We start from the raw sequence: 26,498 nt of genomic DNA, 5'->3' as shown, positions 1-26,498 counted from the left end.
AGAGATAGTTTCATGACATTCCCCGTCAGCATCAGCCTGCCCTTTGATCACATCCAGCATCCTGATGAATTCATCTCAATGGAGGCGGTCACCCAGATCTGCCAGGCGGCGGAAGCCGCGGGATTTTCAGCCGGCTGCGTCACCGATCATCCGGTCCCGGGAACGCGCTGGCTCGACAATGGCGGGCACTATGCTCAGGACCCGTTCGTCATGCTGTCGTTGATCGCGGCGGTGACGAAGACGCTGAAATTGCAGACCAACATCCTCGTCCTGCCCTATCGCAACCCCTTCATCACCGCGCGGGCCGTTTCCAGCCTTGACGTCTTTTCAAACGGTCGGGTCATCCTTGGCATGGGTGCCGGCTATCTGAAGGCGGAATACAAGGCGCTGGGGGTAGATTTCGATGCCCGCAACGACATCATGGACGAATATATCAAGGCCATGAAGCTGGCATGGACCGGAGAGGACTTCGAGTTCGAGGGCACCGGTTACTCCGCACCGGGCAACCGCATGCGCCCTGTGCCGGTCCAGTCCCCGCACCCGCCATTGCTCGTCGGTGGCAACAGTCGCCGGGCGATCCGCCGCGCGGTTGAGCTTGGCGATGCCTGGCATCCTTTTTTTGCCCCGGCAGCGGTGACCGCCACGGCGCGTACCGTCTCACTTGCCGAGGAAGAGGATATCGACGCGGCGCTCGCTTATCTCCACGCGCATTGCGAGAAGATCGGCCGCGAAACACCGCCCGAAATCATCCTGTCGAGCGTCTTCACCATCAAGCCCGGCTACGACCCGCAAGAAGCCATCGACATCATCAGCGGCTACCGGGACAAGGGCACGCACGGCGCAGGAGCCAGCGTCTTCGTCGACAGCCGCGCGCAGTGGTGTGATCTGGCCGCAGACTTTGGCGAACAGGTGCTTGCGAAGCTGGACTGAGCGTCAATCGGGGGATCACTGAATGGACCGGAAGCCGGCGACCGCACAGGAAGAATGGCGCCGCTACTGGCCGCTGGTCATCTCGGCGTTGCTGGGGATGAGCTTCTATTCGCTCTTTGCTTATTCGAACCAGATGTTCGTCCAGCCGCTTGAAAGGGAGTTTGGCTGGCCCCGCCGCGACATCGCCTTTGGCTATTCGATCTTCGCGATCATCGCTTTCCTGCTGGGGCCAATGGTCGGCGCGTTGATCGATCGCTTTGGCGCGCGCCGGATTGCCGTGCCGGGTCTCGCGCTGTCCGCGCTCGCTTTTGCCGCCCTCAGCCTCACAACAGGCGACGTGCGCACATGGTTCGGCCTGTGGCTGATGCTCGGATTAGTCGGCGTCGCGGTGAAATCGACAGTGTGGACGGTCGCGATCTCGAACGCGTTCACGAAGAACCGGGCGCTTGCCCTGTCGGTGATGCTTTCAGGGTCCGCCCTCGCCCAGCTTGGCGCGCCAATCCTTGGGCGCTGGCTGATACCCGAATATGGGTGGCGGCATACCTATCTTGTCTTCGGACTTGGCTGGGGCGGCGCGGCGCTGCTGTTGACATTTTTCCTGTTCCATGACGCCAAGCGGCCGGTTGCGACGGCGAGCCAACCCTTGGTCGAACTGCCGGGGTTCGGCTTCTGGCAGGCAGTGAAAAGCCGTCCAATGCTGCTGATCTTTACCGCAAACCTGCTCAATGCCCTGATGGGTTCGGGGATCACGTTCCAGCTCAAGCCGATCCTCTCCGACACATCTTTGGGCGAGAGCGGCGCGGCGCTGGTGGCAGCTACTGCGGGAATTACTGGCATCGTCGGCAAGATCGGCTCGGGCTGGCTGCTTGACCGCAGCGAGAGCAAGCTGATCCCGGCGCTGACGTTCGGCATCGGCGCTGTGGCGTTCTTCCTGATGCTCGACCTGTTCCAATCGAAGGCCGCAGTCATTGGAGGAGTGCTGATTTACGGACTTTATTCCGGTGCAGGATTGTCGGTCACCGCGTTTCTGGTTTCGCGTTATGTCGGCCTGAAGTCATTCGGCGCGGTTTACGGCCTGCTCGGGTCGATGCTGATGCTGGGAACCGCGCTCGGCCCGCCGATCGGTGCGGCCGTCTACGATGCGTTCCATACCTACCATCCGCTGCTCTGGGCGGTGATTCCCATTTGCCTGTTCGACGGTATGCTGATGCTGTTCCTTGGCAAGTACCCCGAGTTTTCAACGACCAAGTGACCGTGCGACAGAGTTGATACAAAGTTCGGATTGATCTGTTCAACTCTTGAACTATCATGCAGGTCATCAAGCCGGGAAACTCCGGTACGTGATGGGAGACGGATGTGAATGGCACGCGTTTAGCGGTCGGATTGGCCATCCTTGCCTTGGCGCAAGCGGTGTCTGCGCAACCCGCAGACCTGCCCATCGCCCCCGCCCGGACCGACCAGTTTCCGAACGGTGTCAAGGTCATCCGCGCGCAGGGCGGTCAGGTGTATGCGACCGAGGACGGCCACACGCTTTACGGCATGGACATGCGCACGCTGATCGCGTTCGGGCCTGATCCGGCGCTCTATTGCAGGGACGAATGCACCAGGGTGTGGGAACCGATGCTCGCCCCGCCTGGGAGCAAACCCAACATCGCCTTTCCGCGCGGCTTCGGCTCTCCGCCCCCACCAGCCGGTCAAGCGCCGCGCCCCGCCGCCGCCCCTGCCGCCAGCAATTCGGACCTAAATCCGGACGGTCTCTACAACACCCAGCGCGCACCCGACTGGACCGTGATCCAGGGTGCAAGCGGCCCGCAATGGGTCTACAAGAGCTGGCATCTCGTCTTCACGCGCAAAGGCGACAAACCGGGCTCGACCGCACATGACGGGGCTGACAACCTGACATGGAACACGCTGAAATTCGTGCCGCCGGTCCCTAAACTCACCGCCCCCCAATCCGTCGCCGCTGCCTTTCGCGATGGCGACTATATCCTCACACACAAGGATGGGCGCGCGCTGTTTACCGGCACTTGCCGCAAGGCCTGTGCCGACTGGTCGCCATTGACGGCTCCTGCTGCCGGTCGCGGCCTTGGCGAATGGACAGTGTCGCGTTCCGGTGACGCGCCGCAATGGCTCTATCGCGGCAAACCCGTTTACGTCGGTGCCGCGCTTGATACTCCTGCCCCGATCCCCGCCAAAGGAAAGGTCCTGCGCCCATGATGCCGAAGCGGATGCCCAAGCTGCTTGCTGCCGGAGCGATCGCACTCGGCGCGGGATCGATGGGGGCGGCGCCCCAGCCGTTCACCCCGCAAGCGATTGGCGATGCTGCGGCGCGCTCGCTCCCTGCCCCTCCGGCTGACGGCGTGATGGGCTTTGTGGTGAGCGATTTTGTCCAGCCCATCGTCGAGGGTAGGGATGCCTGCCCCGATGGTCCGGTTCCGAAGCTGCGTGAAGCCTATATCGCCAGCTTGCCTTCGGCCGAACGCGAACGCCTGACGCGCAAAGAAAACGAGGCGGAGCTCCTTCGCGCCTGGCAGATGACGGCATTCGGCAAGAACGGCACCAACATCTGCTCGCAGCCTGAATTGTTCGACCGCCCCACCTTCCGCACGGTGCAGAGCAAGGTCGCCTGGGGGCTCGACCTCGATGAAGGCAACAGCGACGACACCTGCGCGCATGACACGTTCACCACGCCCAACGGCCAGACCGGAATCGACAATCAGGAGTACCGCGCGCTCGGCTGCAAGCTGGAATGGCGCACCAAGGACGGCGTCGGCGGTGACAACCAGATCGGCATGAAGCAGTTCCACAACTCGGGCGAATGGACGCAGGTTATCCTGCTGCGCGGCGTTGACAGCCTTGAGAACGACCCGAGCGTCGAGGTGGTCTATGCCAACACCCCCGACCGCCCGATGATCGATGGCAAGGGCAATTACCTTCCCGGCATTACCTATTCGATCAGCACCAAGCCGCCGCGAGAACGCAACGTGCTGAAAGGTCGCATCGTCAATGGCGTTCTGTTAACCGACCCGGGCGACATCAAGCTGACCCAGACGTGGGGTCAGGGCGGTGCCCGCGACATTCGCGGCAATCGGGCGCGATGGGACTATCGCAAGGCCCGCCTGCGGCTCGAATTCCAGCCCGACGGCTCGCTCAAGGGCATGATGGCCGGCTATCGCCCGGTCGCCGATCCGATCATCAGCCCTGCGCTGGGCGGCGCGGGTTCCGCGCTGGTCGCCGGGATCGACTGCGCTGGCGAACTCGCCACGCTGCGAAAGTATGCGGACGGCCTCAAGGACCCGAAAACCGGCAAGTGCAACGGTATTTCGGCCACCCAGCGGATCAGCGCCGTGCCTGCCTACATCAATGATATCAATCAGAGGACGGCTTCGCGATGAGACGCCCCAAGACCCTGCTCGCCCTCGGCCTCGCAGCTTCCGCCCTTGCCGTCGGCGCGTGGACAGTATCCGCTGATGCCGGAGCACCGGAGAAGTCGACCTTGCTGGTGTCTGCTCCGTTATCGGCGGCAAACGGCCAGATCGTTGCCATGCGTCGCTTGTCGGAATCGCAATATCGCAGCGCCATTGCCGATATATTCGGCCCCGACATCACCGTGGCCGGCCGGTTCGAGCCGGTGGTTCGCCCAGTCGGAGACCTGATCGCCAGCGGATCGAGCGATGCGGCAATTTCGCCCGCAGGCCTCGAACAGTTCGATGCCATGGCCCGCGTGATCGCTGCCCAAGTGTTCAACGAAGCACACCGCCTCCAGTTCAGCGATTGCACGCCCGCCGACCCCGCCGCGGCCGACGCCGCCTGCGCCAGCCGCATCCTGACGTCGCTCGGGCGCTATATCTTCCGCCGCCCACTCACGGCCGAGGAACAGGCGTTTTACGTCAAGCTGGCAGGCAGTGGTGCTGGTCCCACCAAGTCGTTCTACAAGGGCGTCGAACTGGCTCTCGCCGCCATGCTGACCTCGCCCAGTTTCCTCTACATCATTGAAACGGCAGAGCCCGATCCCGCCCAGCCCGGTGAACTGCGGCTCGACAATTACAGCCGCGCCACCCGTCTCGCGATGACGCTGTGGAACACCACGCCGAATGACATGCTGCTTGATGCCGCTGCCGCCGGTGCGCTCACCGATCAAGCAAAGCTTGAAGCGATCGCCAATCGCATGACGCAGTCGCCGCGCATGGAAGCCGGTGTGCGCGCCTTCTTCGCCGACATGCTCAAGTTCGAGAAGTTCGACGAGATGGCCAAGGATCCGGTGATCTATCCTTATTTCAATCAGGACGTCCTCAAGGCCCTGCCCGAACAGATGCTGCGGACGATTTCCGATCACTTGCTGACGCGGAACGGCGATTACCGCGACCTGTTCACCACCCGCCGCACATTCATGACCCGCGCACTGGGCGGCGTCTATCAGGTGCGTGTGCCGGTCTCTGACGGCTGGGTTCCCTATGAATTCAGCCCCGCTGATGACCGTGCAGGTCTGCTGGGACAGGCCGGATTTCTCGCGCTCTATTCGCACTCGGGTCGCTCTTCGCCCACGCTGCGGGGCCGCGCGATCCGTGAACTGATGATGTGCCAGCCAGTCCCGAACCCGCCCGGCAACGTCAACTTCACCGCGGTGCAGGATACCGAGAACAAGGCCATGCCAACTGCGCGCATCCGCCTTTCGGCGCACAATTCCGACCCGGTCTGTGCGGCCTGTCACAAGATCACTGACCCGCCGGGCCTCAGCCTCGAAAAGTTCGATGGCATCGGCAAGTACCGCGCGGCAGAGAACGGCGCGCCGATCGACATCAACGGCGCTCTTGGCTCGGCAAAGTTCAGTGGCGGCGTCGGACTTGGCCAGGCGATGAACGCCAGCGGTGCGACCACCCAGTGCGTCGCTTCACGCGCGCTTGAGTACACCACCGGCCGCGTGGTTTCCGACGAGACGCTGGTGCAAGCGACCGAAAAGGCCTTTGCCGCCAAGGGCTACGGCATCCGCAGCCTGTTTTTCCAGGTGATGACCAGCCCGCAGAACTGGCGCGTGCCAAAATCCGCGCCGGTGGGTGCCACCCGCGTCAGCCTGAACCGCTAGAACACCGCCAGGGAGAAAACCGATGGCCTATGATCTCAATCGCCGCACCGCCCTTCGAGGTATGCTTGGCGGTGCCGCCGTCACAGTGGGCGTGCCCTTGCTCGACTGTTTTCTCGACGTCAACGGCAAGGCCATGGCGGCAACGGGTAATGCAATGCCGATCCGCTTCGGCACATGGTTCTGGGGTCTCGGCGTCAATCCCACCCGCTGGTTCCCGACCAAGGCCGGACGCAATTATGATCTGCCGCCCGAACTCGCCCCGATTGCACCGTTGCAGAACAAGATATCGGTGTTCGGCAACTTCAACGTGCCGCTCGACGGTGCCCCCAACCTGCCGCACGTCAGCGGCGGCGCGGCGGTCCGTACAGGCCGGGCGCTGACCGCAGAGCGCGGGCTTCCGGGCGAGAGCTTCGACGTGACCATCGGGGATCGGATCGGCAGCCGCTCACGCTTTGCCTCGCTCGACCTTTCGGCCACCGGAGATCCGCGCAACTCCCTGTCGGGACGCGGCGGCGGCAACCTCAATCCGTCCGAAATCTCTGCCTCAAACCTCTATTCCCGCATTTTCGGCACCGGGTTCAAGGACCCCAACAGCGCCAGCTTCACGCCCGATCCGCAAGTCATTGCGCGGCGCTCGGTGCTGTCAGGCGTAACCGAACAGCGCCAGTCGCTGGAACGCGCGGTCGGCGCGGCGGACAAGGCCAAGCTCGACCAGTACTTCACCTCGCTGCGCCAGCTCGAAAACCAGCTCGATGCCGAACTCACCAAGCCGGAACCGCTTCAGGCCTGCCTCGTCCCGCGTAAGGTGCCGGGCCTGCCGGTGAATGCCGAAATAGAGAACGTGATGATGAGCCACGAGCTCATGACGGACCTGCTCGTCATGGCGCTGGCCTGCGACCAAACGCGTGTGTTCAACATGATGTTCAACAACGGTGCCAGCTCGCTCACCCGTATCGGCTCGACCATTACGCACCACCAACTGACGCACGAGGAAGTGCTCGATCCCAAGCTGGGCTACCAGCCTGAGGCGACCTATTTCCTGACCAAGATCATGGAAGCCTGGCTTTACTTCGTCACCGCGCTCGACAAGGTGAAAGAAGGCGACGGCACCCTGCTCGATAACACGCTGGTCTTTGCCCACTCGGAAACGGCCTTCGCCAAGTTCCATACGATCGACTGCATGCCGATGATGATGGCGGGTACGGCCGGGGGCAAGATCAAGTCCGGGCTGTACGTTGACGGCGCGGGATCGCCCGTCAGCCGCGTCGGTCTGACGATGATGCAGGCGATGGGCGTGCCGATGGACCGCTGGGGCGCCAAGTCGATGGAGACGAACAAGACCATCGGCGAGATCATAGCGTGATCGGCGCACGAGCATTCCTGCTGGCAGCGGCGTTGATTTCCGCTCCGGCGCTTGCAGGCGACACGCCCGCCTCCGAGGCAGGCGCGGTGGCCGTCATGGGCCCGATGATCAACGTCGGCAGCCGTGATCGCTCGGTCGCATTCTACACCAAGGGCCTTAGCATGGTCGTCCAGATGGACATGGGCTCTGACAAGCGGCACGAAACCATGCTCGGCTTCGCGGCAGACCGCACGCGTCCGGGGATCATCCTGTTGTCAGACCTGACGGCCAAGGCTCCGGCCAGCTTCACCCACGGCAATGCGTTTGAACGCATCGTGCTGCGCGTCAAAAACATCGACGGCGTGGTGGCGCGGCTGAAATCGCTGGGGTATCAGGCCGGCAATGTCCGCGACGTCGCGATGGGTTACCGGATGGCCATGGCAACGGACCCCGACGGCTACAAGCTCGAGCTGGTCGAAAGCCCGCCGCACAAGGGGATGAAGTGATGGACAAGGCCCGCCGCCAGTTTTTGCAGATCGCCGCCATTGCTCCGATCGCCGCCGTCGCGCTGGGTCGGCTGGCCCCCGCGCGCGCTGATACCTGCGCCGATCCCGCAAACCTGCCTGCCGCGCAGAAAAGCCTGCGCAAGTCGCTGGAGTTCGTCGAGGTTTCGAAAGATCCCGCGGCACGCTGCGGCCTTTGCGCGTTCTATCAGGGCAAGGGTGACTGCGGGACCTGCCAGATTCTGACTTCGCAAGTCAGCCCGGCATCATTTTGCAGTTCCTTTGCGGCAAAGGCAGGCTAATCGCACCTGCTAATGACGATCAAGCACCCGAGCCCCGTCCGCGACGCCATTCTCAACCGGATTGGCGAACAGGTTTCGAATGTCGAGCCGCCGGCGGGTGCGCCGCTGACCTGGGATGATATCGGCCTGCTGTGTCACGGCCTTGTCTTCGCGCAGCGGCCGATCCTTGCCGCGACGAAGGACGTGACTGAACGCAATTCGCTGGGTCCACGCGGTGCCTGGCTGCTCAACCTGATCAGCGCCGGGGTGAATTTCCCGCACGAATTGTCCGAAGTCATGGGCATCGGCCGCAGCCTGATGTCAGCCGAGCTGACGCGGCTGACCGATGCCGAGCTGATCGTCAGCAAGCCGGGAGCTACCGACAAGCGCCGCACAGAACTCGCGCTGACGGACAAGGGCGAAGCCGAGCACAAGGTCATCCATGCTGAGATCGAGCGGATCCTGCGCGCAGGTCTGGCAAAATACGCGCCCGACGACGTCCGCATGTTCACCCGCATGTTGCGCGATATGCGCGAATCTGCACGGGGTTGAAGTCTGTCTCGATCTTTTACGACAGTACTGTTGTAAAAGTTGATCTGCTGCGATATATCCATCGAATAACGGTTTGATGGAGAGCGATGCGATGAACGTGGAAGCAGGCACTTTCGTCCAGGCCAAGGTTCCCGATCTCGGCAATGCGCCGATCCCGGCCAAGGCCTATTACGATCCCGAATGGTTCGAGCTGGAACGGCAGGCCGTATTCCTGCGCACATGGTTCCCTATCGGCCACGTCTGCGAAGTGCCGGACGCGGGCAATTTCATCCGCCGAGAGATCGAATTCGCCCGTGCGTCGCTGCTGATCGTGCGCGGCAAGGACGGGGTGGTCCGCGCCTTCCACAACGCCTGCACGCACCGCGGCACGCAGCTTACCGACGACACCTGCGGCAAGCAGGCCAAGTTTTCCTGCCGTTATCACATGTGGACCTTCGGCACCGACGGCGCACTGCTTTCTGCACCGGATTTCGAACGCTTCGGGCTCGACAAGAAGGACTGCGGACTGCGGCAAGTGGCCTGCGACGTTCACGGCGGCCAGATCTTCATCAACTTCGAGAAGGAACCGCGCCAGGGACTGCGCGAATGGCTCGGCCCGCTGGCCGAAGGCATGGAACAGGTGCCCTGCGCCTATGCCACGCATTTCTCGGAATATGTCTATGAAATCGATGCCAACTGGAAGCTGACTTACGACAACTTCCAGGAGAACTACCACCTGCGTTTCATCCACCCGAACACCGGCAAGGCGACGTTCAACCAGACGAACCCCTTCGGCTATCCAGTCGAGATGGAGCTCCACGATCCGCACCGCACGCAGACGATCTGGACCAATCCGGATTCCATCAACCTCGTCACCCCGACGCAGATGATCGGCTTCAAGGCCGGGGCAAAGGCCGTGGCGCGCGGCGATGTGCCGGAAAATCCCGCCAACCGCTCGTACTTCGCCGTGTTCCCCAGCTTCTTCATGCTGGGATCGAGCGGCAACAATTTCAGCCACACCGTCTACCCGATCGGCCCCGAGAAATCGCGCGGTGTGATCCGCCTCTACTGGATCAACGACGACAAGACCCCCGGCACGCGTTTTGCCCGCGAATTCGGCCTGGGGCTGACCCGCGACATCCATTCCGAAGACGTTTCGGTGATCGAAGCCGGCCAGCGCGGCCTGTCGAGCGGGGCGCTGGAACACGTGTACTTTCAGGAGCAGGAAGTGCTCTGCCGCCACCTGTTCATGATGGTTGACAAGGCCGTGCGCGAATACAAGGCCGAACAGGGACTGACCTGATCGGGAGGGCGCGCGCGATGGACCTTGGACTTGCCGGCAAGGTGGCAATCGTAACCGGCGGCACGGCCAACATTGGCCGTGCCATCGTGCTGGCGCTGGCGGCCGAAGGAGCCCGCGTGCTGTTCACCGGCCGCGATGCCGTTGCCGGCGCGAAAGTAGTTGATCTTGCGAAAGAAAATGGCGCTTACGAAGCCCATTTCCTCGCCGTCGACATGCTAGGAGAAGGTGCGGCCCAGCGCATTCTAGAGGCAGCCGAAGAGCTTGGCCCAATCGAAGTCCTGGTCAACAATGTCGGCGGTAATTCCACCAAGGGAATGTTCGTCGATAGCGATCCGGCATTGTGGCAGGGCGACTATGACATCAACATGCGCACCGTGCTGGCGATGTCGCACGCGGTGCTGCCGGGGATGATCGAGCTCAAGTCTGGCGCGATCGTCAACATTGGTTCGACGGCTGGGATTGTCGGCGATTACCAGCTTGCCGTCTATTCGGCGATGAAGGGCGCGGTCCACGCCTTTACGCAGGTACTTGCCAAAGAAGTTGGCCAGCACGGCATTCGCGTGAACTGCGTCGCCCCATACGGCACCATGTCCGCCGATCCTGCGGCTTACAGCGCCGGAAGCCGCTTCAACCCAGCCAACAATTTCTTCGTCGAAGCCTTTGGCGGTTCGAGCGACCATGACAAGTCAATGCGCGCGCGACAGCCCTTGCTTGGCCGTCCGGTCGGCAAGCCCGAGGAAATCGCCTCGCTGGTCGCATGGCTGGCATCCAGCCAAGCCAGCTGGGTGACAGGCCAAATCTGCCAGGTCGATGGCGGGGCGCTGTTGCGGTGAGCCTGGATACCAGCGCGATCCTTGCCGAAGCGCAGGACAAAGCCGGATTTGCTGACCGCGAACCGGCAATGGCACGCAATCTTGAAGTTCTCTGTGCCTCGCTAAATGACGATGCCAAGCTAAACACGGACGGCGAAGCCGCAGCACGGCGCGCGATTGTCACCCGGCAGGCGGACCGGATCGGCGGCCTGAAATGGTGTGCCGATCATCCTGAGATCCTTGATGAACCAATCGACGCCGTGTTCCTCTGCGGCCTTCCGCGATCGGGCACGACCTATTTCCAGTACCTGTTCGATCGTGATCGCCGGTTCCAGCTGGTGCGAACCTGGCAGAGCCTTGTCCCCCTTCCCCCGCCCGCTGTCGACGCGAAATCGGTTGAAGATCGCAAATTCTTCGCCCGCGAAATCCGCGCACGAACCCGTCCGGCCGAGCCGGAAAACTTTGCTGCACTGCATCTTTATGACGAGGACGGTTCGGACGAATGCCACGCCTTTCTTGAGCAAGGCGTAACGGCGGCGGGGTTCCACAACGTGTACGATGTGCCGACCTATTTCGACTGGCTGATCAGCGATTGCGATCCCATCCCGGCTTACGAGGTCCACAAGCGTCAGCTACAGTTGCTGCAATGGCGCGGCGAGCGGAAGCCCTGGGCGCTGAAGTACCCGAACCACGTGCTCTTCATGGATGCGATCTGCGCGGTGCACCCCGCCGCGCGCTTTGCGATCACGCACCGCGATCCGCTGCAAGTGCTTGCGTCGATTGCGAAAATGACGCTGACCTTGCGCAAGACGCGTTACGACACCGTCGATCCCGCGCGGGTCGGTGAGCAAATGCTGCACTTCATCGAGGCGCATATCGCGCGGATCATGGCGTTCGCTGATGGAGCCGAGGCGCACCGCGTGGTTCATGTTGATTACTACAAGCTCGTCGCCAATCCCGCCGAGGAAATGACCCGTGTCCACACGGCGCTGGGCATCGGATCGCCGCCCGATGTGATGGCCGAAATCGCCGGCTGGCAGCGCGAAAATCCCAAGAATGCGCGGGGGGCGAACGATTATGCCCTCGCCCAGTTCGGGCTCAGCGCCGATGCGGTGGAAGAGCGTTTTGCCGCCTATCGCCAGCGGTTTGCGATCCCGCGCGAAGCCGATGCCATCAAGGAGTTGTCCGAATGAACAGCGAAACCGCCCTCGCCCGCCTCGTTGCCAAGGATGAAATCCGCGACCTCGTACTGCTCTATTCGCGCGCCATCGACCGCAAGGATATCGAGCTGCTGCGAGACCTCTACACCGAGGATGCAACGGACTCGCATGGCGATAGCTTCGATGGTCCGCAAAAGGACTATTGCGACTTCATCGAGCGCTCGTTCCCCTACATGAATTATAGCGGCCATCACGCCTGCAATCACCTGATCGAAGTCGACGCGGAGGCCGGTACAGGTTGCGGCGAAGTTTATGCCCTCGCCTATCATTTGATCCCCGATGGACAGGGCGGACAACTCGAAGACCTGATGGCTGTCCGCTACATCGACAACTATCGTCGCTGTAACGATGGCCGGTGGCGGTTTGCCAAGCGGGTGGTAACCTACGATATGAAGATCCGCCGACCGCTGGCCGGACCGACTGTCGAATGGAGCGAACCGAACCTCGATCCGAGTTACGGCGAGCTGGCGATGCAGCTTTTCCAGCGCGGTGTTCGCAGCTAGAACTGGAACAAATCAGCGGACCCGTAGTTTACGCGCAAGAGCGTAGACCTTGCCCGCGCCGATGGAGAGCCGCATGAAGACTTACGGAAAATTGGCCGGAAAACTGGCCGTATTCGGCCTGGTCCTTGCCGCCGGATCGCCCATCGCCGCCAAGGCGCCGGCGCCGCTCACCCATTCGGTTGCCTCTGCGCCAGTCTTTACCGACAGCGGCCGCGATGCCGGCTATGCGGTGGTCATGGTCAAGCGCGACAAGGCGATGCTGCGCTTGTCGTTCACCGGCATCACACCGGGCGAGCATGGCCTGCATTTCCACACCACGGGCAGCTGCAAGGGCCCGAAGTTCACGAGTGCGGGCGGCCACCTCAATCCGGGCGGCCATCAGCACGGTACGAAAAATCCGGCCGGCAGCCATTTGGGCGACCTGCCCAACGTGATCGCGGATGCGAATGGCGTGGCCTTCGCCGACATCGCGTTGACCGGTTCGGCCAAGGCGCTGGTCAGCGCCATGATGGACATGGACGGCACGGCGATTGTTCTCCATGCCGGGCCGGATGACTACATGACCGACCCCGCCGGCAACAGCGGCGACCGGATTGCCTGCGGTGTTTTCAAACGTAACTGACTTCAGGTTCGGGGGGCGAATAGGTGCAGCAATTAACTGCGGTTGAGCTTGAACACGGCGGCGCCTTACTGACCGGACAAGCCGCATTTCCGAATGGTGACGGGCCGCATCCGGCGGTGCTTGTCATGCACAATGCGCTGGGCATCGGCGATCATGTACGCGGCGTTGCACGCAAGCTCGCGGAGCTTGGTTACGTCGCGGTTGCGTCCGACATGTATGGCGGCGGTGCGCCGGCAGGCGATCCCGTCGTCAATGGCGCGGCGTTCGAGCAGGTCATGAAAGACCCGGCGCTGCTCCGCGAGCGCGTGGTGGCGTGGTTCGACCGGGTTTCAGCGATGCCCGAAGTCGATGCCGGACGCGTCGCAGCCATCGGTTTCTGCTTTGGCGGAACCTGCGTGCTCGAACTGGCGCGCAGCGGCGCGGCTGCGCGGGCTGTGGTGAGCTATCACGGCATCCTGACGAGCCAACAGTCGATGCAACCGGGCGTGTTCTCAGGCGAAGTCGCGGCCTTCTGCGGCGCGCAGGATCCCTATGCTCCGCTGGCCCATATCGAGGGCCTGCGCACCGAGATGGAAGCCGCCGGCGCGCGCTATACCATTACGACCTTCGGCGAGGCCCAGCATGGCTTCACCGACCCCGCCGCCGATGGCATGGGGCGCGAAGGCATAGCCTACAACGCGATGGCGGACCGGCTTAGCTGGGCAGCGACAGTCGAACTGCTTGAGGCTGTGCTGAAGAGCTAGCGCGGTTGCCGGACCTGAAGCGGGCGCTGGTAACTGACATCGCTCTTGTCCCGCGCCACCGGCTTTTCGCCCGGCGGATAGGCCTCGCCCTGCCCCGCTCCCAGCGCGGACGGCATCAGGTCGTACTGCCCATCGACCACGCAAACGCGGTTCAAAATCCGCCATTCGCCGCCCCTGCGCTGGAAGTGATCGACGTAGCGCCCGGTCGCCATGAAGTGCGGAGGCTGAGCAGCGTGCGCGGTGAAGGTATAATAGGTCTCGGCAAAGGCTTCGTCGCCGGCCAGCTCGCAGGTGTGGGTCGCAAGGTTGTGCTGGCAGCTTTCGAACGAGAGCGAGACGGCGTGGGCATAGGCGAGGAAAGCCTGCGGCGTGCCGATGAAGTGATTGTGATCATCGATCGCCTCGGGCCAGTAACAGGTCAGCCCCATATCGGTATCGCAGCGGTCGAGTGAGCGAGCGTTGCGCTGCACCACCTGCCAGATGGCGTCGCGGTCGAGCAGGTCGCGAAGGCGGGCTTCCAGAGTGCTGTCCATCGCCGTCAATCCCTCAGAAAATCGAGCACCATGGGCGCGATCAGCGGCCAGCGCTCAAATCGGCCGCGCCGGTTGGCACTGTCGATCGGGAAGGTCGAGACGTAGTTCCACTCGTCATCGCCCCACGGCGGTTCGAACATCTGCGAATTGGGCAGCAGATCGTGAACCCATTCGGACGTAGCGCGGGTGTGCGCCATGTCGCTGCGGCCGGAACGGAACACCTGGATCGGCATAGACAGCCGCGCAAAATCATCGGGGGCCATTCCCGGTACCGGGCTCTCGTCCGAATAGCCGAAGGCCTTGCCCCAGCGCTGCATGGTATCGATGTAGTCCCACGGATCCTGCGCCAGCAACGTATCGCGCACGCCGGGATTGCGGGCGATCTGGTCAGCCCAGCTGGGCAGCTCGACAACTGCTTCCATGCCACCTTTTGACGCCGCCGCGATCTGGTCGCCGCAATAGAACCAGGCCAGCCCCGCCAGCCCGACCGGACCGCCACTGATCCACCATACGCTGATTTTACGCACATTCTCCGGCATCCGCGCCGCCGCCATCAGCGAAATGCGCGATCCTGCCGAACCTCCGACCAGCGTGATGTTCCGCAGCCCCAAGGCACCCACCAGCGCGACCAGCGCCTCGCAGTTCATCACCGACTCGCTCGGCGCGGTGAAGGCGATGTCGGACGCACCGCAGCCGGGACGGTCCCATAGCAGCACCCGGTAACCATGCTCGGCAAATATCTGCCCGAGTTCGGGAACGCCAGCCGTGTCGCGCGGGTAGCGGCCCCCCGGCGTCAGCACCAGCGGCAGGCCACCTTCCGGCCCGATCAATTCGTAATCGAGTTCTAGCCCGCCTGCCTTGATGCGCGCCATCAGACGGTCGTCTCGGAAAGGATTGCCCCGCCGGCAGCGTTGTTTTCGAACCGGCCAAGGCCGTAATCCCCCTTGATCGTCGTGCGCTGCATGCTGCGGTCGAGCGCCGGATCATGCCCGGTGACTGCATGGAGGACGCGGGTATTGTCCCAAACGACCATATCGCTGAGGCTCCACTTGTGCCAATAGCTGAGGTCGCGCGACAGGCGGTTGACCGTCTGGCAGACCTCTTCCAGCAGCGCGTCACCCTCGGTATTCTCCATGCCGACAATGCCTTCACACATCCACGGGCTGACGTGCAGGACCTTCTCGCCGGTATCGCGAGTCCAGACGGCGGGATGGAGCGCGCGCGGCATCCGGCGGGCCTCTTCCTCGAAGCCCGGCGGCACTGGCTTGGTTGACAGCACCGTGAAGTCATCGGGCTTGCCGAAGCGCATCGTCTCGTACTGCACGTTGAGCGTGTAGATGATCGTCTTGTCTTCGATCTGCGCGAGCAGGTCCTTGGGGAAGGCCTTGTACATCGCAATACCATCGCAAAAGCCGGTCAGCCCGCCCTCAGGCACGATCTGCGTCGCACGCAGGACGCCGGCATAGTTCAGCTCGTCGTTATAGGCATGGTCGAAATGCCACGGCAGCCAGTGTGAAAGCTGGGTGGAACCGATCGAAACCAGCCCCCCCGATCCGCCCGGGCTGTGGATCTTCACCACACCGGGATAGGCATCCGCATCGACCCGGCTGAGGTTCTTGACCGGGTGCTCCTTGAGCGGGCCGAACACGTTGCTCACCGCGACCTGCAGGGCATCGCTGGCTTCCATATCTTCGAACACGATCACGCCGTGCAGGACGAACAGGTCCTTCAATTGCGCGCGAATGCCGGCGTCTTCTGTCGCTGCAAGTGTCACTCCGCCAACGCGCCGGCCGAAGGGCAGGCCTTCCTTTAGCGGCGATACGGTTATCTGAGCCATCGTCATCCTCTCCAGCGGCCATCCGGGGCCGTCCTTGCTTGAGCGATTGTGTCCCTTTGTGAAAGAAACGGTCAAGTGGCATTGCTTGCCCGGACGCGCATAGCGCCCCGCTCTGGCGATGGAGTGGAACGCCCGGCGGCTGCGGCATTGCTTCACCGGGTGCGCGGTGCGAAAAAGGGCGGGTATTCGTATTGGAAGGAATCCGAACCATGGCTGACGCCGATCCCAACGAACTGGCGACCTCTGCCAAGAAGTACTGGTCTGCCGAGGGTTACACCGAAGGCGGCGTAATCCGCGAAGTCGATTACGCTACCCAGTCGGGCGGCCTTGATCCGATGTTTGCCGGCATCAAGATCGTCGATTGCGACACGCACATCACCGAAGCACCCGACCTGTTCACCAGCCGCGCTCCTGCCGCACTGAAGGACAAGGTGCCTTATGTGAAGCTGGACGCCGATGGCGTCGAACGCTGGTACGTGGGTGACCGCAATTTTGGTTCGATGGGCGGCAACGTGATCCGCAAGGACAACAACAAGCTGCTCGGCCGCCTCGCCTTCCCCAAGCTGGAACAGGCACATCCGGGAGGCCACATTGTCAAGGACCGCCTCGCCGCGATGGACGACATGGGCGTCTATGCCCAGATCGCCTTCCAGAACTCTGGCGTGACTCAGGCCGGTTCACTGATGACACTCGGCGATCCGGCGCTCGCGCTGGCCATCGTGCAGATCTACAACGATGCCACGCACGACATCCAGGAAGCCAGCGGCCAGCGCATCTTCAACATGATCCACTTGCCGTTCTGGGACAAGGCGGAGATGGAGAAGGAACTCAAGCGCTGCATCGACATGGGGCTCAAGGGAGTTGTCCTGCCCGATACGCCCGAGCGTGTCGGCGTACCCAGCTTCCTTGACGATTACTGGACCCCGGTGCTCGAAATGTGCGAGGCCACTGGCACTTCGCTCAACTTCCACCTCAATTCCTCGGTCGATCCCAATACCCTGACCTGGGACGGTTTCCAGTTCGAACAGACGCTGTCAGTCGTGGCGACGATGTTCTCTATCGGTAACGCCGCGACCATGGGCAACTGGATGGTTTCGGGCCGGCTTGATCGTCACCCCAAGCTGAAGATCGGCCTGATCGAAAGCGGCATGGGCTGGGTTCCCTTTGCCGTTGAAGCACTGGAGCACCAGTTCAATGAAATGCTGCCGCGTTTCTCGAAGCAGCTGACGCGCCGCCCGTGGCAGTACTTCCGCGATCACTTCATGTGCTCGTTCTGGTTTGAATCCGTCGGCCCTAAGCTGCTGCTGGAAACCGTTGGCTACGACAACGTCATGTTCGAAACGGATTTCCCGCACCCGACTTCGCTCTATCCGGGCGTGCAGGCGCATCTGAAGGATGTGTTTGCCGATCATGGCTATGACATCGCCAAGAAGGTGCTGCAGGACAATCCGAGCCGGTTCTACAACCTCGGGCTGTAAGCCTTCAGGCGCTTGCGATAAGAATGGGCGGTGGGAGCGATCCTGCCGCCTTTTTCTTTGGAGCGAATATGCGAACCCGCCTCAGCATCTGCCGCAAGAAGGCACGCTTTGCTTCTGAGGCCGAGGCGCTGGAGGTGGTATTTGCTGCCGATTACCCGCTGCGGCCCTATCGCTGCGACCGCTGCGATAAGTTCCACCTCACCAGCCGCACCAAGGGCAAGCGGATGCCGAAGCCTTTGGTCAGTACCGCGCCCGCTTAGCCGGCTTCTTGTTCGCGGGTTTGACCGGAGCCGGCGGTGGCGGCGGCGGTTGCGGGACCTGCGTGAACTGGCCCATGATCTTCAGCTTGAAGAACCCGCCCTTGGACCGCGACGATTGCAGGCCGTCCCAAATCTTCTGGGGCACATCCTCGAAGATCTCGGTGTGCCGATCCGGGAACCACAAGGTCAGCCGCAGAGTCTCGGCGTCGTATTCACCGCGCTTGATCGCTTCGGATTTGAACTTGGGCATGGTCCGGCTCTCCGGTTACAGATCAGACGCTGGCAACGACCGTGCCCTTGAACTCGGCGCCATACGGCTGGAACTTGCGGATCGGCGTGAATGCCTGCTCGTCAACCGCTGGTTTCTTGAGGCCCGTCAGCTTGAAAACGCCCATCTTGACCTGCTTGGCCGGTGCGCCGTTGCGGCTCAACACCACGCCATCGATGAAATAGGCATCGTGGTGGGTGTAGAGCACGTGCGGCGCGATGATCAGCAGATCGCCGTTGTAGGAAGCGCGCAGGCATTTGCGTTCTGCGATGGCTTGGGCGGCGATGTCTTGCGGATTCATACGCCGCCTTAGAAGAAAGGCGCGAAAAGTCCACCGCGCTTCAGGCGACCGCGCGGACCGGCTCCTCGCCATTCAGCGTGAAGCGGTGGAGTTGCCGGCCACTGTCCGCCGGAAATGGCAGCACGCGGTGCATCGTGCCGGTGTTGTCCCAGATCAGCAGGTCACCCATCTGCCAGGTGTGGCGATAGACATACTTGTCCTGGGTCGCATGGCGCATCAGGCCAGCCAGCAGGTCATGGCTCTCCGCCGGGTGCATGCCGACGATATGACTGCCCGAGGTCGACAGGACGAGGCTCTTGCGGCCAGACTTGTGGTGCCAGACCAGCGGGTGTTCGCGGTTGGGGTAGGAATGCCACAGCGCGAATTCCTCGACCGTGCAGTCAGGCTTTCCTGGGAACAGCGCGGCCTGCATCGTGTGCACGACCTTGAGCGTGTCGAGCCTTGACTTCTGCTCTTCCGGCAGGTCTTCATAGGCGGCATAATTGTTGGTGAATTCCGTCTGCCCGCCGGTTTTCGACAGCACCCGCGGCGTCAGCAGGGTGGCGAAGGGCGGCACCTCCTCGTAGGTCCCGTCCATGTGCCACAGCTGGCTGCCAAAGAAGAACTTGGCGTATTCCGGGTTCACCTTCTCATCGAAAGTGACCTTCATCAGCCCCTCCTCGCCCTCCTGCTTGACTGTGCCGAGCCGCAGGTCGCCGAGCGAGCGCGCCAGTGCCCGCTGGTCATCATCCGACAGGTTAGCCCCGCGCACGATGATGACGCCGCGCTGCACCAGCAGCTCGCGTATGTCGGCGCTGTTGCTGCCGCTCAGCAAGTCCTCACGGCTCAGGAACATCTCCGAGCCGGTGCGCGGGGTAAGCGGTGCAGACTTGATCGCCATGACATCCTCGCCATTCGTTGTTTTCTCGACTAGGCTGTATTGTCACCCAGCGCGTTTCAATAATCAAGTGCAGATGTAATCAAGAAGACTTATGGAAAATCCCAAGCCCGCCTCTTTCACCCGCCATCGCAGCCCCGGCCGCCCTACGCGCAAGCAGGCGGAGGCGCGCAACAACCTGTTGCTCGATACGTCGCTCGACCTGTTCCTGCAGCAAGGGTTTGAGCGCACGACGATCGAGGCGATCACCGCTGCGGTCGGCATGGCCAAGCGCACGGTCTATGCCCGGTACGGCGACAAGGAGACGCTGTTCCGCACCGCGCTCCAACGCGCAATCGACGAATGGATCGTCCCGATTGACCGCCTGCGTGAAGCGGAAGCTGAGAACTTCGAAGACAGCCTGCTGGCCATCGGCCGCATCCTCGTTGCCAATATTCTCAGCCGCGAAGGCATGCGGCTGATGCGGATTACCAATGCTGAATCGATCCGTATGCCAGAGATTGGCGAACACGCGCTGCGGCAGGGCACAGGCCCGACAGTCGCCTATCTGGCGGACATGTTCCAGCGGCGCTTGCCAGAACGGTTCAGCGATCCGATGGAAGCAGCGGACGTTGCCTATTCGTACTTGCAACTGGTTGCGGGCGGCCCGGCGAACATCGTCGCCTGGGGCGTGACTCTCACAGACGAACAAGTCGAGCGCCAGACGCGGACCAACGTTCGGCTGTTCCTCCACGGCGTCCTTCACTGACGCCAGACACTAACCGGCCCGCCGCGCAGTAGGGGGGCGCGACGGGCCGGAGTTCCTCCCCAGGAACCTGAATGTTACCGTCCGGCAGCGCTGCCGAGGCGGTGGAAGAGGTTCGAGAACTTCACCGATTCCGGCTTGTCCTCGATCACCTTGAGATAGTGCAGCACAGCTTCACGGATCAGTTTGAAGTCCTCGTTTGAAAGGACTGCGCGAGCGCGGGCGGGTTCGGCCATGGTAAAGTCTCCTTGTACAGACTTGCTTGAAATCAAGCTGCGAACTGATTCATCGTGTTGTGGGCTCCGCCGGCCTTGAGCGCGGCTTCTCCGGCGAAGTATTCCTTGTGGTCGTCACCAATGTCGCTGCCAGACATGTTCTGGTGCTTCACGCAGGCGATGCCCTGGCGGATTTCAGCGCGCTGGACGTTCTTGACGTAGCCCAGCATGCCCTGCTCGCCGAAGTACTCGCGGGCAAGGTTGTCGGTGCTGAGCGCGGCCGTGTGGTAGGTGGGCAGCGTTATCAGGTGGTGGAAAATGCCGGCCCGCGCCGCAGCATCGCGCTGGAAAGTGCGGATCTTCTCGTCGGCCTCGGCCGCCAGTTCGGTGGCATCGTAATCCACGCTCATCAGGCGGGCGCGGTCGAACGCTGAAACATCGCGGCCTACTTCGACCCACTTGTCGTAGACCTGCTGGCGGAAGTTGAGCGTCCAGTTGAAGCTGGGCGAGTTATTGTAGACCAGCTTGGCATTGGGAATGACCTCGCGGATACGGTCAACCATGCCGGCGATCTGTTCGATGTGCGGCTTCTCGGTTTCGATCCACAGCAGGTCGGCACCGTGCTGGAGCGAAGTGATGCAATCGAGGACGCAGCGATCCTCGCCGGTTCCGCTGCGGAACTGGAAGAGGTTCGAAGGCAAGCGCTTCGGGCGCATCAGCTTGCCGTCGCGGCTGATCAGCACGTCACCGTGGCCGAGCGTTGCAGGATCGACCTCCTCGCAATCAAGGAAGGCATTGTACTGATCGGCAATGTCGCCGGCTTCGCGGGTATAGGCGATCTGCTTGGTCAATCCGGCGCCGAGCGAGTCGGTGCGAGCCACGATCACACCGTCATCAACGCCCAGTTCCATGAAGGCGTAACGAACCGCCCGGATCTTCGCGAGGAAGTCCTCGTGCGGAACGGTAACCTTGCCGTCCTGGTGGCCGCACTGCTTTTCGTCCGAGACTTGGTTTTCGATCTGGATGCAGCAGGCGCCGGCCTCGATGAACTTCTTGGCGAGCAGGTAAGTCGCTTCGGCATTGCCAAATCCGGCGTCGATATCGGCGATGATCGGCACGACATGCGTTTCGTAATTGTCGATGGCGTGGCTGATGCGCTGCGCCTCAACCTCGTTGCCTTCGCTGCGCGCCTTGTCGAGCTCGCGGAACATCATGCCGAGTTCGCGGGCGTCGGCCTGCTTGAGGAAGGTATAAAGCTCGGCGATCAGGTCCGAAACGCTGGTCTTTTCGTGCATCGACTGGTCGGGTAGCGGGCCAAAGTCGCTGCGCAGCGCCGCGACCATCCAGCCCGACAGATAAAGGTAACGGCCCTTGGTCGTGCCGAAGTGCTTCTTGATCGAAATGAGCTTCTGCTGGCCGATGAACCCGTGCCAGCAGCCCAACGACTGCGTGTAAGCCGCAGGATCGGCATCATAAGCGTCCATATCGCGGCGCATGATCTTCGCCGTGTAGCGGGCAATGTCGAGCCCGGTGTGGAAGCGGTTCTGCAGACGCATCCGGGCGACCGATTCCGGCTCGATACCGTCCCAGGTCTGGCGGAAAGGCTCGATGGCCCCGGCGGCTTCGACGATGCTTTGCTGGTAGGTCACGGCGGTAGTCCCTCGCAGATTGGGTTTGTCTTCGAGGCCTTGGCTATGGAAAAATTGTGCAGTGCGGAATGCGATTCAGAGTCGGATTGTCAATCTTGACAACATATCCTTGTAAAGTTGTGCAGATATGACAGACTGCACAGATGAACGTGTCACGCCCCCTCTACCTCGGCCCGCGCCTGCGCCGCCTGCGCCGCGAACTCGGTCTCACGCAGCAAGTCATGGCCGATGATCTTGGTGTCTCGCCAAGCTATGTTGCGCTGCTGGAACGCAACCAGCGGCCATTAACCGCCGAGCTGCTGCTTAGGCTGGCAAAGACGTACCGACTGGAAGTGTCCGACCTCGCCGGTGAGGACGCCGAGGACTATGCCCAGCGGCTGACCGCCATCCTTCGCGATCCGCTCTTTGCTGACATTGATCTTCCCGCCCTTGAAGTTGCCGACCTTGCGACCAGTTCGCCCGGCGTGACCGAAGCGTTGCTGCGGCTCCATGGCGCCTATGCGCGCGAGCAACTCGCCCTTGCCGCCCTGCGCGAAAACGGCGGCGATGACGAAGCCAGCGACCCCGTTGGCGAAGTGCGCCGGTTCATCGCCGCGAACCGCAATTTCTTCCCAACCCTTGACGCCCGCGCCGAGGAACTGGCCGCAGAGATCGCGGAAGCCGGCGGCGCGCAGGACTGGCTCAAGGCGAAGGGCGTGCGCCTGCGCTTCGTTCCGCCGCACGTGCTGGTCGATGCGGTGCGGCGGTTTGACCGGCACAACCAGCAGGTGCTGATTGCCGACAACCTGCCCGGCCCGAGCCGCAAGTTCCAGGTGGCTCAGCACATCGCCTATACCTCCATGCGCGAGGACATTGCCGCCCTGCTTCGCCGCGAACAGTTCGCCAGCAAGACGGCGGAAGTGCTCACCCGGCGCGCGCTTGCGGGTTACGCGGCGGCGGCGCTGCGCATGCCCTATGATCGCTTTGCCCGCGCCGCGAGCGAGCGAGCCTATGATGTCGATGCCCTGTCCGGCCTGTTCGGCGCGAGCTTTGAACAGGTGGCGCACCGGTTGACCACGCTTCACCGTCCAGGCGCAGAAGGTGTGCCGTTCTTCTTCATTCGCGTCGATCCTGCAGGCAATGTGTCCAAGCGCATGGACGGTGCAGGCTTCCCATTTGCCGCGCACGGCGGGGGCTGCCCGCTGTGGAACCTGCATTCGGCATTCCGCCTGCCCGGCCAGATCCACACCCAATGGCTCGACCTGCCGGACGGCCAGCGCTTTTTCACGATCGCCCGCGCAGTCAGCACTGGCGGCACCCGCTGGGGCGAGCCACAAGTCCAGCACGCGGTCGCTCTCGCCTGCGCTGCCGAGCACGCGCCGGCCCTGGTCTATGCGCAGGGTATCGAGCCGGCGAAGGTCAAGGCTACGCCCATCGGTGTGACCTGCCGCATTTGTCCCCGCGCTCAGTGCACCGCTCGGGCCGCGCCGCCGATCGGGCGGGAAATCATGGTCGACGACCAGCGCCGCGCACCGGCACCTTACGTTTTCGCCGATGACTAGTCCTTGGGGCGCATCCCCTGCGCCATCGCTAGCAGCGCCTGCTGGCGCGGCATCGCGGTCATCCGCTCGAACAAGGCACGGTAATGGGGATTCGGGCAGAAGGTCGGCCCATTGATGAGGTTGTCGAGCGCCAGTGCCGCACATTCCCGCGCTGGCTGGACGTTCGTCATCTTCGCCGGATCGAACCCCTGCTTTGCCGCCGCCTCGCTTTCGGTCGCGCCGGGAGTGAGGGTCAGGACATCGACGCCGGTGCCTTGAAGTTCGCCCCACAGCCCCTCACCCAGCGCAACAACCAGCGCCTTGGTCGCGGCATAAGCGGCGGAGAACGGTCCGCCCATCAATCCCTCAACCGAGGATACCATCAGCAGCCCGCCCCTGCCCCGCGATTTCAAGCGCGGCAGGAAGCCATGCGCGATCTGCATCTGGGCGTGGCAATTGACCGTCAGCATTTCGGCCATCACCGCCGCGTCGATCTGTTCGAACCAGCCCTTCGCGCCGAAACCGGCATTACTGACGACGAGGCCGATGTCATGCTTGGCACAGGCCTCGGCCAATCGCGCAGGTGCGTCCAGATCGGCAAGGTCGCATTCCATGACCTGCACCGAAACGCCATGCTCCGCCTCGAGCCTTACCTTCAGGTCTTCGAGCCGATCGACCCGCCGCGCGGCGAGCACAAGGTCCATCCCCCGCGCCGCCAGTTCCTCGGCAAAACCGGTGCCGATGCCCGAACTGGCACCTGTGACGAGCGCCGTCGGCCCGTAGCGATCCTTGAAGTCTTCCATGGCCCGAAAGCTAAAGAAAACGGGCGGCGCAGGCTATAGAGCCAGCGCCGCCCGAGCGATCAGATTCAGGCCTGCTTAGCGCAGCGAGACAACATTGTCCGACACGCGCGGATCGCGGCGGTCACCGAGATACTGGCTGAACATCGGTTCGTCAGTGGTTTCGACAACCGCGCCCTGGCCGAATCCGTTGAACTTCGTGCGCATGGCAGCGCCGTAAGCACCGAGCATCCCAATCTCGATCCAGTCACCCGGCTGGACGTCCGACGGAAGCGCGAAGGGCCCTTCCATGTAGTCCATGTCGTCGCAGGTCGGGCCGAAGAAGGCGAAGTCATCCGAAGGCTCTTCCGCGCTGTCGCGCAGCAACTTCACCGGGAAACGCCAGCCGATGTGCGCTGCATCGAACAGCGCGCCATAGGCGCCTTCGTTGATGTACAGCTCGTCGCCGCGGCGTTTTTCCACCTTGACGATAAGCGAGTTGTATTCGGCGCACAGCGCACGGCCCGGCTCGCACCAAAGTTCCGACGAGTACGAGACCGGCAGCGATTCAAACGCGCGGTGAATCGAGGCGAAGTAATCCTCCAGCGGCGGAGGCTCCATGCCCGGGTAGATCGACGGGAAGCCGCCGCCGACATCGATGATGTCGACCGTGACCGCCGCATCGACGATGGCAACGCGAACGCGCTCCATCGCTTGGACATAGGCAAACGGCGTCATCGCCTGGCTGCCGACGTGGAAGCAGACGCCCAGCCAGTCAGCCACCTGACGCACGGCCTGCAGCAGCGAGGCGGCATCGACCAGATCGACCCCGAACTTCGCCGCAAGGCTCAGCTTGGCGTGCTCGGACGAGACGCGCAGACGCACGCAGAGACGCAGGTCGGCGGCAACGGTGCCGTCTTCGCGCGTCGTTGCGGCGACGATCTTTTCCAGCTCTTCATGCGTGTCGAGGCTGAAGGTCTTCACGCCGTGGTCGAAATAGGCCTCGCGGATGGCCGACGAGGTCTTGACCGGATGCATGAAGCACAGCTCTGCCTCAGGCAGCGTGGTGCGGGCCATGCGGACTTCGGCGATGGAGGCGACGTCGTAATGCGTGATGCCCGAATCCCACAGCACCTGCAGCAGTTCAGGCGAAGGGTTGGCTTTTACCGCATAGAGCGACTTGCCCGGAAACTTCTCGACAAAGAAGCGGGCAGCTCGCGCGGCGGCGTGCGGGCGATTGATGATTACGGGTTCGTCGGGCGAAAGGGCGCGAACTACAGCCGATGCGTCGTGGAAATGGTGCAACTCAAGGGACCCCCAATAGGCCTTTCGGCCGGATAACACAGAGACGACGCTGCCTTCCCGGTTATTGGAAGTCCCCTTGGGGCAGCGGGGGGTCGATATACGGGTGTGATTGTGAACTGCAAGTGAAAATGGCACCGTCATTTTCACAAAAATGTAACACACCAAAATCGTTGCAGATTTTTCCGCAAGCCATTGTCATATCACTGTAAAATCTCTGTTGTCGACTGCACTCCCCCGCATGCCTTACGGGGACTAGAACTCCACCTTCGGAGCCTGCGCGATCTGCTTTTCGGACTCGCCGATTCGCGGCATTTCCGCCGGTTGGAATCCCAGCGCCGAAGCGAACATGACGGCCGGAAACGACTCGCGGCCAGCATTGTAACGCGCGACCGCGGCATTGAGCGCCCGGCGCGCCGCTGCCAGCTTGTCCTCGACATCGGCAAGCTCGCCCTGCAGCGCCTGAAAGTTGCCACTCGCCTTGAGATCGGGATAGGCTTCGGCCAGCGCGAACAGCTTGCCCAGCGCCGCACCCAGTCCTGCTTCCGCTCCGGCATCGACACCGCCGCCAGCCTCGGCCCGGTTACGCGCCGCGATCACCGCGTCGAAGGTCTCCTTCTCGTGCGTAGCATAGCCCTTCACGGTTGAAACGAGGTTCGGGATCAAGTCATGCCGCTGACGCAATTGCGCATCGATATCCGCCAATCCCTGGTTCACCGTCTGGCGCATCCCGACAAGCCGGTTATAGATGCTGACGACAAACAGCATGAGCACGACGATAACAGCGATGATAATCAGTCCTGTAGTCACGGCAATTTCCCCTTCACCTCTGCGCAAGGGCTATCACAGCCGCGCCGCCGT

At 62.5% G+C, this 26,498-nt stretch carries 30 protein-coding genes; 19 read left to right on the top strand and 11 right to left on the bottom strand.

The window, feature by feature from the left end; translation table 11 throughout:
- Positions 1 to 12 precede the first annotated feature (12 nt).
- The 15 genes from RMO89_RS06465 to RMO89_RS06395 all read left to right on the top strand — a co-directional run bounded on the left by RMO89_RS06465 (position 13) and on the right by RMO89_RS06395 (position 13,873).
- A complete protein-coding gene (locus RMO89_RS06465) occupies positions 13 to 930 on the top strand; it encodes a TIGR03619 family F420-dependent LLM class oxidoreductase (protein ID WP_310531946.1) in 918 nt (305 codons plus the stop codon).
- Between the two features lie 22 nt (positions 931 to 952).
- Entirely contained in the window at positions 953 to 2,182 is a 1,230-nt protein-coding gene (locus RMO89_RS06460; RefSeq protein ID WP_310531944.1) for an MFS transporter, read from the top strand.
- A 158-nt stretch (positions 2,183 to 2,340) separates the two neighbouring features.
- Positions 2,341 to 3,147, top strand: coding sequence for a hypothetical protein (locus RMO89_RS06455; protein WP_310531943.1), 807 nt, complete (start codon positions 2,341 to 2,343; stop codon positions 3,145 to 3,147).
- Entirely contained in the window at positions 3,144 to 4,325 is a 1,182-nt protein-coding gene (locus RMO89_RS06450; protein ID WP_310531942.1) for a hypothetical protein, read from the top strand. Before RMO89_RS06455 ends, RMO89_RS06450 begins: the two co-directional genes overlap by 4 nt.
- The gene (locus RMO89_RS06445) at positions 4,322 to 6,013 is read left to right on the top strand and encodes a DUF1588 domain-containing protein (protein WP_310531940.1); all 1,692 of its coding nucleotides are present in this window, start codon (positions 4,322 to 4,324) and stop codon (positions 6,011 to 6,013) included. Before RMO89_RS06450 ends, RMO89_RS06445 begins: the two co-directional genes overlap by 4 nt.
- A 22-nt stretch (positions 6,014 to 6,035) precedes the next feature.
- The gene (locus RMO89_RS06440; protein WP_310531939.1) at positions 6,036 to 7,376 is read left to right on the top strand and encodes a DUF1552 domain-containing protein; all 1,341 of its coding nucleotides are present in this window, start codon (positions 6,036 to 6,038) and stop codon (positions 7,374 to 7,376) included.
- Positions 7,373 to 7,861 (top strand): VOC family protein, encoded by a 489-nt coding sequence (locus RMO89_RS06435; RefSeq protein ID WP_310531938.1) that lies wholly within the window; start codon positions 7,373 to 7,375, stop codon positions 7,859 to 7,861. The genes RMO89_RS06440 and RMO89_RS06435 overlap by 4 nt, the downstream gene beginning before the upstream one ends.
- Positions 7,861 to 8,160, top strand: coding sequence for a hypothetical protein (locus tag RMO89_RS06430; protein ID WP_310531937.1), 300 nt, complete (start codon positions 7,861 to 7,863; stop codon positions 8,158 to 8,160). Before RMO89_RS06435 ends, RMO89_RS06430 begins: the two co-directional genes overlap by 1 nt.
- A gap of 12 nt (positions 8,161 to 8,172) precedes the next feature.
- On the top strand, positions 8,173 to 8,691 hold the full coding sequence (locus tag RMO89_RS06425) for a MarR family winged helix-turn-helix transcriptional regulator (protein WP_310531935.1): 519 nt from the start codon (positions 8,173 to 8,175) through the stop codon (positions 8,689 to 8,691).
- 91 nt (positions 8,692 to 8,782) lie between these two features.
- A complete protein-coding gene (locus tag RMO89_RS06420) occupies positions 8,783 to 9,973 on the top strand; it encodes an aromatic ring-hydroxylating dioxygenase subunit alpha (protein ID WP_310531934.1) in 1,191 nt (396 codons plus the stop codon).
- A 17-nt stretch (positions 9,974 to 9,990) separates the two neighbouring features.
- Positions 9,991 to 10,806 carry an SDR family NAD(P)-dependent oxidoreductase gene (locus RMO89_RS06415; RefSeq protein ID WP_310531933.1) on the top strand — a complete coding sequence of 272 codons (816 nt, stop codon included), beginning with the start codon at positions 9,991 to 9,993 and terminating at the stop codon, positions 10,804 to 10,806.
- Entirely contained in the window at positions 10,803 to 11,978 is a 1,176-nt protein-coding gene (locus tag RMO89_RS06410) for a sulfotransferase (protein ID WP_310531932.1), read from the top strand. Before RMO89_RS06415 ends, RMO89_RS06410 begins: the two co-directional genes overlap by 4 nt.
- Entirely contained in the window at positions 11,975 to 12,508 is a 534-nt protein-coding gene (locus RMO89_RS06405) for a nuclear transport factor 2 family protein (RefSeq protein ID WP_310531931.1), read from the top strand. Before RMO89_RS06410 ends, RMO89_RS06405 begins: the two co-directional genes overlap by 4 nt.
- A gap of 73 nt (positions 12,509 to 12,581) precedes the next feature.
- Positions 12,582 to 13,130 carry a superoxide dismutase family protein gene (locus tag RMO89_RS06400; protein ID WP_310531930.1) on the top strand — a complete coding sequence of 183 codons (549 nt, stop codon included), beginning with the start codon at positions 12,582 to 12,584 and terminating at the stop codon, positions 13,128 to 13,130.
- A 23-nt stretch (positions 13,131 to 13,153) separates the two neighbouring features.
- On the top strand, positions 13,154 to 13,873 hold the full coding sequence (locus RMO89_RS06395; RefSeq protein WP_310531929.1) for a dienelactone hydrolase family protein: 720 nt from the start codon (positions 13,154 to 13,156) through the stop codon (positions 13,871 to 13,873).
- Here the strand turns inward: RMO89_RS06395 and RMO89_RS06390 are convergent.
- Genes RMO89_RS06390 through RMO89_RS06380 form a run of 3 tightly spaced genes read right to left on the bottom strand, consistent with a single transcriptional unit; the run spans position 13,870 to position 16,243 of the window.
- Positions 13,870 to 14,406, bottom strand: coding sequence for a nuclear transport factor 2 family protein (locus tag RMO89_RS06390; protein ID WP_310531928.1), 537 nt, complete (start codon positions 14,404 to 14,406; stop codon positions 13,870 to 13,872). The two genes, RMO89_RS06395 and RMO89_RS06390, sit on opposite strands and share 4 nt — an antisense overlap.
- Before the next feature lie 5 nt (positions 14,407 to 14,411).
- Positions 14,412 to 15,278 (bottom strand): alpha/beta hydrolase, encoded by an 867-nt coding sequence (locus RMO89_RS06385; protein WP_310531927.1) that lies wholly within the window; start codon positions 15,276 to 15,278, stop codon positions 14,412 to 14,414.
- The gene (locus tag RMO89_RS06380; protein ID WP_310531926.1) at positions 15,278 to 16,243 is read right to left on the bottom strand and encodes a TauD/TfdA family dioxygenase; all 966 of its coding nucleotides are present in this window, start codon (positions 16,241 to 16,243) and stop codon (positions 15,278 to 15,280) included. Before RMO89_RS06380 ends, RMO89_RS06385 begins: the two co-directional genes overlap by 1 nt.
- A gap of 209 nt (positions 16,244 to 16,452) precedes the next feature.
- On the opposite strand from RMO89_RS06380, the gene RMO89_RS06375 reads away from it, so the two are divergent.
- Entirely contained in the window at positions 16,453 to 17,721 is a 1,269-nt protein-coding gene (locus RMO89_RS06375) for an amidohydrolase family protein (protein WP_310531925.1), read from the top strand.
- 68 nt (positions 17,722 to 17,789) lie between these two features.
- A complete protein-coding gene (locus RMO89_RS06370) occupies positions 17,790 to 17,981 on the top strand; it encodes a hypothetical protein (RefSeq protein ID WP_310531924.1) in 192 nt (63 codons plus the stop codon).
- Here the strand turns inward: RMO89_RS06370 and RMO89_RS06365 are convergent.
- From RMO89_RS06365 to RMO89_RS06355, 3 genes are read right to left on the bottom strand one after another with little or no spacing between them, the layout of a single operon-like run.
- On the bottom strand, positions 17,962 to 18,231 hold the full coding sequence (locus RMO89_RS06365) for a KTSC domain-containing protein (protein ID WP_310531922.1): 270 nt from the start codon (positions 18,229 to 18,231) through the stop codon (positions 17,962 to 17,964). The two genes, RMO89_RS06370 and RMO89_RS06365, sit on opposite strands and share 20 nt — an antisense overlap.
- A gap of 22 nt (positions 18,232 to 18,253) precedes the next feature.
- Positions 18,254 to 18,550, bottom strand: a complete 297-nt coding sequence (locus tag RMO89_RS06360) for a hypothetical protein (protein ID WP_310531921.1) — start codon at positions 18,548 to 18,550, stop codon at positions 18,254 to 18,256.
- Positions 18,551 to 18,590: 40 nt separating this feature from the next.
- A complete protein-coding gene (locus tag RMO89_RS06355) occupies positions 18,591 to 19,430 on the bottom strand; it encodes a TauD/TfdA family dioxygenase (RefSeq protein WP_310531920.1) in 840 nt (279 codons plus the stop codon).
- A gap of 91 nt (positions 19,431 to 19,521) precedes the next feature.
- Between RMO89_RS06355 and RMO89_RS06350 the strand changes: the two genes are divergently transcribed.
- Positions 19,522 to 20,175 carry a TetR/AcrR family transcriptional regulator gene (locus RMO89_RS06350; RefSeq protein ID WP_310531919.1) on the top strand — a complete coding sequence of 218 codons (654 nt, stop codon included), beginning with the start codon at positions 19,522 to 19,524 and terminating at the stop codon, positions 20,173 to 20,175.
- A 74-nt stretch (positions 20,176 to 20,249) separates the two neighbouring features.
- Here RMO89_RS06350 and RMO89_RS06345 read toward each other — a convergent pair whose 3' ends face one another.
- Together RMO89_RS06345 and RMO89_RS06340 are read right to left on the bottom strand one after the other, a co-directional pair.
- Complete coding sequence (locus RMO89_RS06345; RefSeq protein ID WP_310531918.1) at positions 20,250 to 20,408, bottom strand: hypothetical protein; 159 nt, start codon at positions 20,406 to 20,408, stop codon at positions 20,250 to 20,252.
- Between the two features lie 32 nt (positions 20,409 to 20,440).
- Positions 20,441 to 22,036: an isocitrate lyase gene (locus RMO89_RS06340; protein ID WP_310531917.1), complete on the bottom strand. Its 1,596-nt coding sequence runs from the start codon at positions 22,034 to 22,036 to the stop codon at positions 20,441 to 20,443.
- A 143-nt stretch (positions 22,037 to 22,179) separates the two neighbouring features.
- Between RMO89_RS06340 and RMO89_RS06335 the strand changes: the two genes are divergently transcribed.
- Positions 22,180 to 23,577: a short-chain fatty acyl-CoA regulator family protein gene (locus RMO89_RS06335; protein ID WP_310531916.1), complete on the top strand. Its 1,398-nt coding sequence runs from the start codon at positions 22,180 to 22,182 to the stop codon at positions 23,575 to 23,577.
- Here RMO89_RS06335 and RMO89_RS06330 read toward each other — a convergent pair.
- The 3 genes from RMO89_RS06330 to RMO89_RS06320 form a co-directional block, all read right to left on the bottom strand.
- On the bottom strand, positions 23,574 to 24,359 hold the full coding sequence (locus RMO89_RS06330) for an SDR family NAD(P)-dependent oxidoreductase (protein ID WP_310531915.1): 786 nt from the start codon (positions 24,357 to 24,359) through the stop codon (positions 23,574 to 23,576). The two genes, RMO89_RS06335 and RMO89_RS06330, sit on opposite strands and share 4 nt — an antisense overlap.
- 75 nt (positions 24,360 to 24,434) lie before the next feature.
- Complete coding sequence (locus RMO89_RS06325; RefSeq protein WP_310531914.1) at positions 24,435 to 25,640, bottom strand: type III PLP-dependent enzyme; 1,206 nt, start codon at positions 25,638 to 25,640, stop codon at positions 24,435 to 24,437.
- A 252-nt stretch (positions 25,641 to 25,892) separates the two neighbouring features.
- Positions 25,893 to 26,447, bottom strand: a complete 555-nt coding sequence (locus RMO89_RS06320; protein ID WP_310531913.1) for a LemA family protein — start codon at positions 26,445 to 26,447, stop codon at positions 25,893 to 25,895.
- Between the last annotated feature and the right edge of the window lie 51 nt (positions 26,448 to 26,498).

Origin of the sequence: Novosphingobium sp. (assembly GCF_031424035.1) — a bacterium.
In the GTDB taxonomy this organism is placed as follows: domain Bacteria; phylum Pseudomonadota; class Alphaproteobacteria; order Sphingomonadales; family Sphingomonadaceae; genus Novosphingobium.
This window is presented reverse-complemented; position numbering and strand designations above follow the sequence as displayed.